The 13,298-nt window shown below is 64.9% G+C and carries 13 protein-coding genes, 1 tRNA gene and 1 pseudogene; 14 read left to right on the top strand and 1 reads right to left on the bottom strand.

What is annotated here, in order from left to right; translation table 11 throughout:
* The 14 genes and pseudogenes from murG to QQ658_RS08840 all read left to right on the top strand — a co-directional run bounded on the left by murG (position 1) and on the right by QQ658_RS08840 (position 12,834).
* Positions 1–1,134 (top strand): undecaprenyldiphospho-muramoylpentapeptide beta-N-acetylglucosaminyltransferase, encoded by a 1,134-nt coding sequence (murG, locus tag QQ658_RS08905; RefSeq protein WP_286024509.1) that lies wholly within the window; start codon positions 1–3, stop codon positions 1,132–1,134.
* Complete coding sequence (murC, locus tag QQ658_RS08900) at positions 1,131–2,579, top strand: UDP-N-acetylmuramate--L-alanine ligase (protein WP_286027080.1); 1,449 nt, start codon at positions 1,131–1,133, stop codon at positions 2,577–2,579. Before murG ends, murC begins: the two co-directional genes overlap by 4 nt.
* On the top strand, positions 2,576–3,304 hold the full coding sequence (locus tag QQ658_RS08895; RefSeq protein WP_286024508.1) for a cell division protein FtsQ/DivIB: 729 nt from the start codon (positions 2,576–2,578) through the stop codon (positions 3,302–3,304). The genes murC and QQ658_RS08895 overlap by 4 nt, the downstream gene beginning before the upstream one ends.
* Before the next feature lie 296 nt (positions 3,305–3,600).
* Positions 3,601–4,548 (top strand): annotated as a pseudogene (gene ftsZ, locus QQ658_RS08890) (cell division protein FtsZ); the annotation flags it as partial.
* A 253-nt stretch (positions 4,549–4,801) separates the two neighbouring features.
* The gene (locus QQ658_RS08885; protein WP_286024506.1) at positions 4,802–5,572 is read left to right on the top strand and encodes a purine nucleoside phosphorylase YfiH/LACC1 family protein; all 771 of its coding nucleotides are present in this window, start codon (positions 4,802–4,804) and stop codon (positions 5,570–5,572) included.
* A 133-nt stretch (positions 5,573–5,705) separates the two neighbouring features.
* Positions 5,706–6,227 (top strand): cell division protein SepF, encoded by a 522-nt coding sequence (locus tag QQ658_RS08880; protein WP_502928907.1) that lies wholly within the window; start codon positions 5,706–5,708, stop codon positions 6,225–6,227.
* Positions 6,228–6,238: 11 nt separating this feature from the next.
* Complete coding sequence (locus QQ658_RS08875; RefSeq protein ID WP_286024505.1) at positions 6,239–6,529, top strand: YggT family protein; 291 nt, start codon at positions 6,239–6,241, stop codon at positions 6,527–6,529.
* Positions 6,530–6,697: 168 nt separating this feature from the next.
* Positions 6,698–7,870 carry a DivIVA domain-containing protein gene (locus QQ658_RS08870; protein WP_286024504.1) on the top strand — a complete coding sequence of 391 codons (1,173 nt, stop codon included), beginning with the start codon at positions 6,698–6,700 and terminating at the stop codon, positions 7,868–7,870.
* A 257-nt stretch (positions 7,871–8,127) separates the two neighbouring features.
* Positions 8,128–8,556 (top strand): TraR/DksA family transcriptional regulator, encoded by a 429-nt coding sequence (locus QQ658_RS08865; RefSeq protein ID WP_286024503.1) that lies wholly within the window; start codon positions 8,128–8,130, stop codon positions 8,554–8,556.
* A gap of 47 nt (positions 8,557–8,603) precedes the next feature.
* Positions 8,604–9,119, top strand: a complete 516-nt coding sequence (gene lspA, locus QQ658_RS08860; RefSeq protein ID WP_286024502.1) for a signal peptidase II — start codon at positions 8,604–8,606, stop codon at positions 9,117–9,119.
* A complete protein-coding gene (locus QQ658_RS08855; RefSeq protein WP_286024501.1) occupies positions 9,119–10,042 on the top strand; it encodes an RluA family pseudouridine synthase in 924 nt (307 codons plus the stop codon). The genes lspA and QQ658_RS08855 overlap by 1 nt, the downstream gene beginning before the upstream one ends.
* Positions 10,043–10,153: 111 nt before the next feature.
* Positions 10,154–11,569 (top strand): pyruvate kinase, encoded by a 1,416-nt coding sequence (gene pyk, locus QQ658_RS08850; RefSeq protein WP_286024500.1) that lies wholly within the window; start codon positions 10,154–10,156, stop codon positions 11,567–11,569.
* 206 nt (positions 11,570–11,775) lie between these two features.
* Positions 11,776–11,858 (top strand) — tRNA-Leu (locus tag QQ658_RS08845).
* A gap of 367 nt (positions 11,859–12,225) precedes the next feature.
* Entirely contained in the window at positions 12,226–12,834 is a 609-nt protein-coding gene (locus QQ658_RS08840) for an ANTAR domain-containing response regulator (RefSeq protein ID WP_286024499.1), read from the top strand.
* A gap of 1 nt (position 12,835) precedes the next feature.
* Here the strand turns inward: QQ658_RS08840 and QQ658_RS08835 are convergent, their stop codons facing one another.
* The gene (locus QQ658_RS08835; RefSeq protein ID WP_286024498.1) at positions 12,836–13,234 is read right to left on the bottom strand and encodes a PaaI family thioesterase; all 399 of its coding nucleotides are present in this window, start codon (positions 13,232–13,234) and stop codon (positions 12,836–12,838) included.
* Between the last annotated feature and the right edge of the window lie 64 nt (positions 13,235–13,298).

Raw genomic sequence — 13,298 nt, 5'->3', positions numbered from 1 at the left:
ATGGTGAGCGTCATCTTGGCCGGTGGCGGAACCGCCGGCCATACGTCGCCGTTGATCGCCACGGCGCAGGCGATCGCGGCGGCCGAACCGGATGCGCAGATCACCTGCGTGGGCACGGCGCGTGGGCTCGAGACCAGGGTGGTGCCCGAGGCCGGGCTGAGCCTGGAGTTGGTTCCGGCGGTGCCGCTGCCCCGCAAGGTCAACGCCGATCTGTTCAAGGTTCCGTTCCGGCTCGCCGGGGCGGTGCGGGTGGCGAAGAAGATTCTGCGCGACCACGGTGCCGACGTGGTCTGCGGCTTCGGGGGCTATGCCTCCCTGCCCGCCTATCTGGCCGCGCGGGCGCTGAAGGTGCCGGTGGTGATCCATGAACAAAACGCGTTGCCGGGGTTGGCCAACAAGATCGCCAGCCGGTTTGCCGTCGCGGTGCTGACATCCTTCCCGAGCACCGAGCTGCCAGGTGCCCGCTTCGAGGGACTCCCGGTGCGTCAGTCGATCACCGACCTGGCCGAGGCCGGACGAGCGTCCCAGGCCGCCGGCGCCCGGCAGGAATTCGGCCTGAACCCCGATCTTCCCGTGCTGCTGGTCAGCGGCGGCTCGCAGGGGGCGCGCAGCCTGAACGATGCGGCGGTGGACGCCGCCGACCGGCTGCTCGCCGCAGGTATCCAGGTGCTGCACGTGTGGGGGCCGAAGAACTTCCACGACGGGCTGACCGAACGCGACGATCCGGCCACCGGTGCGCGTTATGTGCCGGTTCGTTATGTGGACGCCATGGAGCGCGCCTACGCCGCGTCCGATCTGATGTTGGCCCGCTCGGGAGCCGGGACCGTGGTGGAGGTCGCCACCCTCGGGCTGCCCGCGATCATGGTGCCGCTACCGATCGGCAACGGCGAACAGGCCCGCAATGCCAAACCGCTGGTCGACGTCTCGGCCGCGATCTGCATCGATAACTCCGAGCTGACCGCCGACCGCCTGGTCCGCGAGGTACAAGCTTTGTTCGCGGCACCCGGCAAGCTGGCGGCGATGTCGCAGGCTGCGCAGCAGCTGATGCGTCCGGGCGCGGCCCGACGGGTTGCCGACATCGTGCTGGCCGCGGCGCGAAAGACGACTGCCCGCAAGGCCGGAGGGGAGCGCTGATGCTGCGCGACGTGGTCGATCTGCTGCCGGCCCGCGAGGCCGGTTCGCTGCATTTCATCGCCATGGGCGGGGCCGGCATGAGCGGGGTCGCCGAGATGTATCACGAGCTCGGCCGGCCCGTCTCCGGATGCGACCGCGCCGATTCGCCGACTCTGCAGCAGCTGACCGCGGCAGGCATCCCGACCGCAATAGGGCATGATGCGGGCCACCTCGATGGCGTCGATACCGTGGTGGTGTCCTCGGCGATCCGCGACGACAATCCGGAGCTGGTGGCGGCCCGCGAGCGGGGTCTGCGCATCTGGCACCGTAGCGCAGCACTCGCCGCGTTGATGATCGGCAGGCGCGGCGTCTCGGTGGCGGGCACGCATGGCAAGACCACCACCAGCGCGATGACGGCGACCCTGCTCGCCCACGCGGGCCGGGAGCCGAGCTATGTCATCGGCTCGCCGCTGGCCGCCTCGGGACGCAGCGCCCACCTGGGAGCCGGTGATGTGCTGGTCATCGAAGCCGACGAATCCGACGGCAGCTTCCTGCAATACCCGACCGAGATCGCCGTGATCACGAACATCGAGGCCGACCATCTCGACAATTGGGGCACCCCGCAGGCGTATCACGAGGGCTTCAAGCGATTCGCCCACGGCTCCACGGTCCGCTCGGTCGTCATCAATGTGGACGATCCGATCGCGCGTGAACTCGCGTCCGAACTGCGGGCCGAAGGCCGGGTGCAGGTCATCGGATACGGCGAGGCGGACGACGCCGACTACCGCATCTGCGGCCCGAGCTTCGAGGGAACCAGCTCGTCGGCGCGCCTGGCCACCCCCGACGGCGACCACCGGTTGCGGCTGCAGGTGCCGGGCCGGTTCAATCTCGCCAACGCGACCGCGGCGTTCGCCGTCGGACGACTGGCCGGTGTGGCCTGTGACGATTTGCTCCAGGCGGCAGCCGAGTTCACCGGCACTTTGCGGCGCTTCCAGCTGGTCGGCACGGTTCCGTTCGGCACCGATCCCGAGCAGGCGCCCGTGCGCATCTACGACGACTACGCCCATCACCCGACCGAACTGCGTGCCTCGCTCAACGCGGCGGTGCGCGTCAAAGGGTCCGGACGCCTGATCGCCTGCTTCCAGCCGCACCTGTACAGCCGTACCCGTGACTTCGCCACCGAGTTCGGTGACGCTCTCCGGATCGCCGACGTGGCCGTGGTGACAGATGTCTACGGCGCCCGCGAGGAACCGATGCCCGGCGTCAGCGGAGAACTCATCGCAGCTGCGGCACGCGGCGATGACGGCACCGAGGTGCACTACGTGGCCGACAAGACGGAGCTGCCCGGCTTCGTCGCCGGTCTGGTGCGTCCCGGCGACATGGTGATGACCTTGGGTGCCGGCGACATCACGCTGGTCGGGCCGCTGCTGGCCGACCAGTTGAAGCAGCGGAGCCGCCGAGGATGACCTCGAACGGGCAGTCAGGGCGCGCCGATCTGGGGCCCAAGCTCGACCTGCGGCGCAAGAACCGGCAGCGCGTCCGGCGTAAACGCGGCATCATCGTGATTCTCGTCGCGGTACTGCTGGCGCTCGCCGGCTGGCTCGCGTTGTTCTCTCCGGTACTGGAGACCCGCGAGGTGAGCGTGACCGGCACCGAACTGACGTCGGTGGACGAGGTCACCCAGGCGGCGCAGGTTCCGATCGGCACGCCACTGACCCGGCTGCCGTCGGATGCCATCCGGCAGCGGCTGCTCGCGCTTCCCGAGGTTGCCGATGTCAAGCTGCACCGCAACTGGCCGCACACCCTCGAAATCGAGATCATCGAACGCACCATGGTCTATCAGCGGGTCAACGGTGACGGCTACCAGTGGGTGGATGCCACCGGCAAGATCTTTCACACCTCGGCCGAACCTGCCGCAGGCATCACCGCCACCATCGACAGCGATGAGCAACGCATGTTGGCAGATGTGGCCACCGTCGTGCAAGCCCTGCCCGCGGACGTGGCCGGCCAAGTGACCCAGGTCACCGCATCTACCCTCGACCACATCGTCCTCGACCTTGCCGACGGCCGCCAGATCGTCTGGGGCAACGCCGAACAGTCATCGCAGAAGGCGGCACTGCTGCCGGTGCTGCTCGCCCAGCCGGGTACCGTATATGACGTCTCGGCCCCCGGGCATCCGGCGATCCGGTAGGCCGGTCATTGGCAGAGCTGCACCAAACCCTCGATCAATACTTGAGGTTCTGTGCCGATCGGCGTGTCCGGTCTCAACCGCGCTTTCGACCCCACGATGTGGGCCAACTGAGCGGGTGAGCGGGCAGTTTCTTGATCCGGATATCCTCCGGATCACCGATGACGACAGCTTTTGGTGGGTCGCTCGGCACACAAGCCGCGCTGGTCAAGGCAGAATGGGTGCAGTTCGGTGGACGTATGAGCAAGACATGAAGACAGATCGGTGCTTTGAGCACTGGCAGGGAATGGGGCGGACTGGTGGCCACTGCATCGCAGAATTACTTGGCAGTCATCAAGGTAGTCGGCGTCGGCGGCGGCGGTGTGAACGCGGTCAACCGCATGATCGAATCAGGGCTCAAGGGCGTTGAGTTCATCGCTGTGAACACCGATGCGCAGGCCTTGCTGATGAGCGATGCCGACGTGAAACTCGACATCGGCCGGGACCTCACGCGGGGTCTGGGCGCCGGCGCAGATCCGGAGAAGGGCCGCCAGGCGGCCGAGGACCACGCCGACCAGATCGAGGATGCCCTGAAGGGCGCCGACATGGTCTTCGTCACCGCCGGTGAGGGCGGTGGCACCGGCACCGGTGGTGCTCCGGTGGTCGCCAAGATCGCCCGGTCTTTGGGTGCGCTGACCATCGGCGTGGTGACCCGCCCGTTCTCGTTCGAAGGACGCCGTCGCGCCAACCAGGCCGAATCCGGCATCGAGATCCTGGCGGACGAGGTCGACACCCTGATCGTCATCCCCAACGACAAGCTGCTCGAGATGACCGATGTCCGGGTGGCAATCCTGGATGCCTTCAAACAAGCCGACCAGGTGCTGATGCAAGGCGTGTCGGGCATCACCGATCTGATCACCACACCGGGCTTGATCAATCTGGACTTCGCCGACGTCAAATCGGTGATGAGCAACGCCGGCTCCGCATTGATGGGCATCGGCTCGGCCCGCGGCGAGGACCGTGCCAAGGAGGCAGCCGAACAGGCAATCTCCAGCCCGCTGCTGGAGGCCAGCATCGATGGGGCGCGTGGCGTGCTGCTGTCGATCGCGGGCGGGTCGGATCTGGGTCTTTTCGAGGTCAGCGAGGCCGCGAACCTGATCGAGCAGGCCGCCCACGACGAGGCCAACATCATCTTCGGTACCGTCATCGACGATGCCCTCGGCGACGAGGTACGAGTCACCGTGATCGCTGCCGGATTCGACGCCGGTCAGCCGACTCCGAAACCTCGGCCCAAGCCGGAGGGAGCCGTCAAACCGGCCGATGGCGTTGCCCGCGTCAAGCCGGAGCCCATGATCAACCGGGCGGACGAGACTCGGCGCCGCTTCCCGTCTACTTCGCAGGCCGAGGAAGACGACAAGGAGCCCACGCACATGACCAGGCGTCCGGTCACCCCGCCGGCCCCGATCGACGACGAAGAAGACGACGGACTGGATATTCCCGACTTCATGAAGTGAACCGGCCATGTTCGCCACGATGATTGATCCCACCGACAACGGCGGGATAGGGGTCGGGTTCACGGATCGGCTCGGCGGCGTCTCAACCGGGACGACCGGCCAGCTGAATCTTGGACGCAGCGACATCGACGAAATCGATCACCTGCGTCAGAACATGGCGCTGGTGCGCCGTGCCGCCAGAATCACTCGAATCGCCGCGGTTCACCAGGTGCACGGCATCGACGTACACCTGGCCGACGGCGATGGGCGCGACTGGTCGGGCGATGCCTGGATAGGCGATGGCGCCCCGGGCAAATCCCGCCTTCCGGTCGCGGACGCCATCGTCAGCACCACGCCGGGCCTTGCTCTGATGATTCGGGTCGCGGACTGCGTGCCGGTGATCTTTGCCGATCAAGAACGAGGAGTTTTCGCCGCGGCTCATGCCGGACGCCTCGGCCTGCTCGCCGGGGTACTGCCGGCCACGGCCCAGGCGATGCACGAGGTCGGGGCCAGGCAGCTCAGCGCCTGGATCGGGCCGCATATCTGCGGAGCCTGCTATGAGGTTCCCGAGCAGATGGCCCACGATGCGGCCTGCCAACTGCCCGAAACGAGGGCACACACGAGTTGGGGGACTCCGGCCATCGATCTGGGTGCCGGAGCAGCGGCACAGTTGCAGCGGCTCGGCGTCGAGGTGCACCGTGTCGACCCCTGCACGTTCACCACCGACACTCTCTTCTCGCATCGCGGCGATGGCCCGGGTGCAGGCCGTCAGATCGGCCTGGTCTGGTCGGCCCGTTAACGGCCGGGTTTCATGAAAATCTGTCGGGCGTGTCGCGCGCAGATCTTCCTGGCGGTCGCGGTCGGGACCGATAAGCTCGTCCAAGGTTGTGGAATTGGGATTATCCCGGATCAGGGATCGGCCTCGGTTGAGCATGGAAGGGTTCACAATGGCGCAGGGCATCAGAAAGGCGGCGGCGTGGCTCGGGTTGGTTCGTGACGATGAGGACGATCGCTACGGCGATGATGTCGAACAGTTCAGCGAACCGATCTACGGTTATGAGCAAAGCGAGGAGGTCTCGACCGTGACCCCCATCAACCGGCGGCCGGCTTCACCAGGCCACCATCACGAGCAAAGCCAGGCGCCGGAGCCGAAGGCTCAGGATCTGGTCAAGGCCGACCTCGGACGCATCATCACCGTGCACCCACGCGCCTTCAATGAGGCGCGGACGATCGGCGAGCATTTCCGCGATGGCGTCCCCGTCATCATGAACCTGACCGACATGGAAGATTCCGACGCCAGGCGGCTGATCGACTTCGGCGCCGGGCTCATCTTTGGGCTACGTGGCACGATTGAGCGTGTGACCAGCAAGGTGTTCCTGCTGTCACCGTCCAATGTCAACGTGACCGCCGAAGATAAGGAACGCATCAAGGGCGGTTTCTTTAACCAGAGTTGAGGTTCGCCCGGATGCAGTACGTCGGCTGGCTCTTGTACATGCTCCTCCAGATCTATTTCTGGATTCTCATGGCTCGCATGATCATCAGCTGGATTCCCCTGCTGGCCCCGCGTTGGCGCCCCCGGGGATTCGTCGCAAGTCTTTTCGAGATTGCCTATACGTTGACAGACCCGCCCATCAAGCTGTTCCGTAAGATCATTCCGCCGCTGAATCTCGGGGGCGTAAGTCTCGACATCGCCTTCATGGCAGTTTTGATCGCACTTATCGTCCTGCAACGCGTGGTCATTGCCATTTTCTGGTGAATGCCGACCGAACTGCGTCCGCCTTCCGCGTGGTTATCGGGCGTCTCAAGGCACGATGGAGTAACCTGAACAAGTCATAAGTGTGCTCCGGCACACTCAAAGACGAAGACAAAAGGTCGGGCTAGATGGCTCGTCCGGAAACATGAGCCTGCTGATCTGGAGTAAGAGATGACTCTGTCCCTCGATGAGGTCCGCAATATTCGCTTTCCCATGGCGCGTAAGCCAAATGAGGATGGCTACCGGGCCAGCGCGGTCGACAATTTCATGGACAAGCTGGAAGTCAGCTACGCCCAATTGACGGAAGAACTTGACCAACTGCGTGCTGGCGGGGGTGCCGCGCAGGCGAGTTCGGCCGAGGCCGACGAGGAACTTCGTGCGGAACTCGACAAGGCCAAGGCCTCCTCGGGCGAACTGAACGCCGAACTCGAGCAGTTGCGCGATGCCCAGTCATCGTTGCAATCGGCAAACAGCCAGCTTTCCGAAGAAAACGAGCGATTGGGCGGTGAGGTCGGCCAGCTTCGCCGGCAGCTCGATGAGCTTCGTGCCAGCGGCGATCTTGCCAAGACCGGAGGCGATCAGCTTCGTTCGGAGAACGACGACCTGCACCGCCAGCTGGAGGAGCTGCGTAGCCAGCTCGGCCAGACCCAGCAGGAGCTGGCAACGAGCCAGCAGCAGCTGGCCGAGGCCAAGCAGGCCCAAGCCTCCGCACCGCGCGTCGTCATGGAGAACACCGATGGCGATGTCCGCCAGATCAAGGTCAGCACGAGCGCCGAGGCAAGCTCCGCAGTCGTGCGGCTGGTCGAGTTGGCGACCGAACAGGCCGAGACCCTGCTCGCTGACGCCGACTCCGAGGCAGCTCGCCGCATCAGCGACGCCACCTCCCAGGCCGAGCGCACCAGCGCAGAGGCACGTGCCCGTGCCGAGCAGCTGGACCACGAGTCTCGTTCGCGCGCCGAGCAGCTCGATCGCGAATCCCGTACCCGCGCTGAGCAACTGGACGCGGAGACCCGCCAGCAGGCCGACCGGATTCTCGGTGAGGCCCGGGGCCGCGCCGACCGGTTGGACGCGGAGGTCCGTGAGCGCCGCAGCGAACTGTTCAGTGGGCTGGAACAAGACCGCGACGTGTTGGTCGACCGGGTCAACCAGCTGCGCGACTATGAAGAGAACTACCGCCGCACCTTCAACGGATTCCTGCAGTCCCAGATCGATCAGCTCGGCCAGGCAAGTTTCGGCTCGAACCATCGTCCGGACACCGACGCGATGTATGGGCTCGGACAGCCGGCGGTTTCGACTCCGCGGCTGGATGCGCTCGTCGATGAGAGCCGGCAAGAACTGAAGTAGGTCGATAGCCAGCCGAAACCCGGCGTCCCATCCTGATCATGGGTGGGGACGCCGGGTTTGTTCGTCGCTCGACCTTCGTTGGAGTTCACGCGCTTCGCGAGTACAGGCGCTACGCGCGCTGCTCTTTCCTTGATCTCGGTAGAACAAATGGCTTTGTTCTACTCTCGATCTGCGTTGGAGTACACTGCCCGCATTGCAGGGTGCGCCGGTCAACCCCTCCCAGCGGTTGGCGGGCCCTCAACGTAACAAGGAGAATGATGGCAACCACGAAATCAGGCGACGAGGCACTCCTCGCCGCCCTGCCGGTCCTCGATGGCGAGGATCCCTGGACCGCCGAAGAGGTGGCCGAGGTCCGCGAGGCATTGACGAGCGAACGCGATCGTTTACGCGAAGCCGTCGCCAAAGCGGAGGCCGAGATTTCCGAACTGATGACCGAGGGCAGCGATGGTGCTGGAAAGGACCCTGCGGACGTCGGTTCGTCCAATTTCGAACGCGATCAAGAACTTTCACTGCACGCCAACCAGCGCAACATGCTCGATCAGACCGAGCAGGCGCTGAAGGCCCTGGACGCAGGCACCTACGGCCTGTGCGAGAACTGCGGCAAGCCGATCGGCAAGGCCCGGCTGGAAGCCTTCCCACGCGCCACGATGTGCGTGAGCTGCAAGCAGCGTCAGGAGCGACGATAGGGGTTTCGGCTCCCCGGTGCGGTGATCCGGAAGGGGAGCAGCCGCAGGTGCAGGTGATACGGCTGGGCACCGGGGCGACCAGCACGGCGCCTGCACCTGGCAAGTTTCGGATCGTGATGGCGGCCCTGGTGATCGTGCTCTACGCCCTCGACCGCTTCACCAAGCACCTGGTGCTGAACAAGCTGACTCTCGGTCAGCCGATCGAGGTCATCCCCGGATTCTTGTCCTGGGCGTTGCACTTCAATCCCGGTGCCGCATTCAGCATGGGAACCGAGTTCACCGTGGTGCTGTCGGTGCTCGCGCTGGGTGTCCTGATAGCCCTGCTGATCTTCGTGGCGCCCCGGGTGCGCAGCTGGCTGGCGGCCGTGGCAGTGGGCTGGCTGATCGCCGGGGTGGCCGGAAACCTGACCGATCGCCTGGTGCGGGATCCCGGACCTTTCCTCGGGCATGTCGTCGACTTCATCGCGGTGCGCGGATTCGCGATCTTCAATGTCGCCGATATGTGCATCACCGGCGCAGCGATCTTGCTGATTATCTGGTCATTTCGCTCGGAGCGGCGCTGATGGCCGTGCTGCTGATACCCGACGGGCTCGACGGTGAACGAGTCGATGTCGCCGCGGCTCGCATGACGGGACTCACCCGGTCCAGAGTCGCCGACCTGATCGATGCCGGGGGAGTAGCGCTCGGCGGAACGACGATCGCCCGGGCCTCGGTCCGCGTCCACAGCGGTGAAATGCTCGAAGTCGACATCAGCGAGCCGGTGCGTGAGCCCAAGGTCACCCCGGTGCTGGCGGACGGGCTGCGGATCGTCCACGAAGACTCGGATCTGGTGGTGGTCGACAAGCCCGCCGGGGTCGCGGCGCACCCCTCGCTGGGCTGGCAGGGGCCGGATGTGGTCTCGCACCTGGCCGCCGCCGGAGTGCAGGTCTCCACCTCGGGCGCAGCCGAGCGGCAGGGCATCGTCCAGCGCCTCGATGTCGGCACCTCCGGACTGATGGTGGTCGCCAAGAGCGAATACGCCTACTCGGTGCTGAAACAGGCCTTTCGTGACCGGAGCGTCGACAAGACTTACCTGGCCTTGGCTCAAGGTCATCCCGACCCTTTTTCCGGCACCATCGATGCGCCCATCGGACGCCATCCGGGCCACGACTGGAAATTCGCGGTCGTTGCCGGCGGACGACCATCGGTCACGCACTACGAGGCGATCGAGGTGCTGCGCGCGGCCACCTTGCTGAAAGTGCATCTGGAGACCGGCCGGACCCACCAGATCAGGGTGCATCTGTCGGCGATCGGCCATCCGTGCGTCGGCGATCCCCTGTATGGAGCCGATCCCGTGTTGGCGGCCCGCCTCGGGCTACAACGGCAATGGCTGCATGCGGTCCGGCTTGGCTTCACCCACCCCGGAACCGGTGACTACGTCACCTTCGACTCCGATCCCAGTCCGGATCTGGCGACCGCATTGCAGGTGCTGCACGCAGAATCGTAGGGGCGGAGCCCGGCTCCCCGAGGACGAACCGACGATTCTGCAAGGCAATTTGTTGGCAATCGGGCCCGCAGAAAATCCGGCGGAATTGGCGCGCTCGGCTAGGGTAGTTCCGTGCGTAGAGCAAAGATCGTATGTACGCTCGGGCCGGCAACGTCGACCCAGGAGCGGATGGAAGAGCTGATCACAGCGGGCCTTGACGTGGCCCGTTTCAACATGAGCCACGGCGACCATGCCGAGCACAAGAAGCGTTTGGACGAGACCTGCGCCGCAGCAGAAGCTGTCGGTAAGACGGTCGGCCTGTTGGCCGATCTGCAGGGTCCGAAGATCCGCCTCGGCAACTTCGTCGAAGGCAAAGTGAATCTGACCTTCGGGCAGCAATTCACCATCACCGTCGACGACATCGACGGGGACGCGAACCGTGCGTCCACCACCTTCAAAGGCCTCCCGGGTGACGTCACGCCGGGAGACACCATTCTGATCGACGACGGCCGTGTCGAACTCGAAGCCGTCGCGGTCACCGATACCGATGTGGTCACCAAGGTGACCGTCGCCGGGCCGGTCAGCAACCACAAGGGCATCAACCTGCCGGGTGTGGCGGTCAGCGTTCCCGCGTTGAGCGAGAAGGACGAAGCCGACCTGCACTGGGCCCTGCAAAACGGTTTCGACATGATCGCGCTGTCGTTCGTGCGCCGGGCCGACGACATCACCCGCGTCCACGAAATCATGGACGAAGAGGGCGTCCGGCTGCCGGTGATCGCCAAGATCGAGAAGCCGCAGGCCGTCGAGAACCTCAACGAGATCATCGATGCCTTCGACGGCTTCATGGTCGCCCGCGGCGATCTTGGCGTCGAGCTCCCTCTCGAAGAGGTGCCGCTGGTCCAGAAGCGGATCATCCGTAAGGCCCGCAAATGGGCCAAGCCGGTGATCGTCGCCACCCAGATGCTGGATTCGATGATCAGCGCGCCGCGCCCCACCCGCGCCGAGACCTCCGATGTGGCGAACGCCGTGCTGGATGGTGCGGACGCCGTCATGCTTTCCGGTGAGACTTCGGTCGGTGCCTACCCGGTGGAGACGGTGCAGACGATGGCCCGCATCGTGGAGAACACCGAGAAGCATGGTCTCAAGGAGATCAGCAAGATCAAGTGGGATCCGCACACCACCGGTGGCGTGATCGCGATGTCTGCTGCTCAGGCCGCCCAGCAGCTCGATGCGAAGTACATGGTGGCTTTCACCCAGTCGGGGGACACCGCCCGCCGGATGTCCCGGCTTCGTGCCGAGATTCCGCTGGTGGTCTTCACTCCGGAGGAGAAGACGGCGCACTGGCTGACGCTGTGCTGGGGCGCCCAGGTGTTCACCACAGAGTCTTATGCCAGCAACGAAGACATGGTGACCGCGGTCAACGAGATCATGCAGGACCTCGGTCTGGTGAAGGCCGACGAACATGTGGTGATCGTCTTCGGCTCCCCGATCGGCGTGATCGGCAAGACCAACACCTTGCGCGTGCACCGCATCAGGGAACGCAGCTAGTTTCGTCCCCGTTCCAGAGTCACGCGGCGAACTGTAACGTGAGAACTCCTTCGGACTGGTCAGGCGGCCGGTTCGGAGGAGTTTTTCGTTTGGGGCGACTTGTAGCACGGACGCTCACGTTATGGCGAGACCGCTTTCCGTCGTGCGTATCCAATGCCCCAAATGGTCAGCGCGAAATAGTTGTGGCAGAATAATGGGGTTGCCCGGCCCGGGTGGCGGAATGGTATACGCGGACGGCTCAAACCCGTCTGGCTGAAAGGCTGTAGGGGTTCGACTCCCCTCCCGGGCACAGACGATTGACGTCTGTCGTTGGGAGCGCGAAGCGACTGAGATGAGCGAAATGAACGCTCGCACTCATACCCGAATCTCTGAACGATCGAGTTCGTTGGTAGGCCGCGGTCCAACACGCCGAATATACCGATTGGTGTCACTGATCCCGGTGCTCCAGGCCGCCCTGCTCGATGCGGCCGTGTCGTTGCCAGGAGTACGATCCTTGCCGGTTGCTGCAATTTTTGATCATGAACCTCCGGTGATCTGGCCGCGTGCGATAAGCTCAAGAGCGCGTCGGGCAAAGGCGCCGTCCTCGGCTGCCCCGCGTATGTAGCTGAATGATGAACCGTCCGGTTCGTCCGGACCTGCGGATTTGAGGGATCACTGTGAGTGACAGTAAGAAGGCAAGTGCGGCCAAGGCCCCGCGCGTGCTGGTCGCCGAGGACGAGGCGTTGATCCGTTTCGATCTTGTGGAGCTTCTCAACGATGAGGGCTATGAGGTCGTCGGCCAAGCCGGCGATGGCGAGAAAGCAGTTGAGTTGGCTCGGGAACTCGAGCCCGATCTCGTGGTGATGGATGTCAAGATGCCGAAGATGGACGGCATCGCGGCCGCGGAGGCCATTGCCTCCGAGAGGATCGCGCCGGTGGTCATGCTGACCGCGTTCAGCCAGCGCGACCTGGTCGAACAGGCCCGCGAGGCCGGGGCGATGGCTTACGTCGTGAAGCCGTTCGATGCGTCCGATGTCGTGCCGGCGATAGAGATCGCGATGGCGCGCTTCGCAGAGATCCGCGCTCTGGACGACGAGATCGACGACCTGGAGGAGCGCCTCGCGTCCCGCAAGATCGTCGACCAGGCCAAGGGGCTGCTGCAAGAGAGCCTCGGTCTGACCGAACCCGAAGCATTCCGGTGGATTCAGAAGACGGCCATGGATCTGCGCAAGTCGATGCGCGAGGTGGCCGAAGGCGTGATCGATCACGCCAAAGCGGGCCGCTGACTCACCCCAGCAGCCGGCAGCTGAGCCTGCCGGAAGCTATCAGGCGTCCGTCGTCATCGGTGAGTTCGATCCGGTAGACGGCGCTGGTCGATCCCAGGTGTATTGCGGTGGCGACGCCGTGCACCCACCCCGAACGGACGCTGCGCAGATGGCTGACGTTGAGTTCCGTACCGACCGCGTGCCGATCGGGACCGGCGTGAGCGGCCGCCCCCAACGAACCGAGGGTCTCGACCAGAACCGCGGAGGCGCCGCCGTGCCACAGGCCGTAGGGCTGTGTGTTGCCGTCCACCGGAGCCCGTCCGCTCACCCGCTGCGCGCTTTGTTCAGTGATCTCCACTCCCAGCTTGTCGTCCAATGGGCTGCGGGGCACGGCGATCGGCCACGGTTCGGAATCAGTCATGAGCATCACTGTCGCACAGCCCGTGGCGACGTCCCATCGGTTGCCATCTGATGAAATGGCGCCG

Origin of the sequence: Propionimicrobium sp. PCR01-08-3 (assembly GCF_030286045.1) — a bacterium.
Taxonomy (GTDB): Bacteria; Actinomycetota; Actinomycetes; order Propionibacteriales; family Propionibacteriaceae; genus Brooklawnia.
This window is presented reverse-complemented; position numbering and strand designations above follow the sequence as displayed.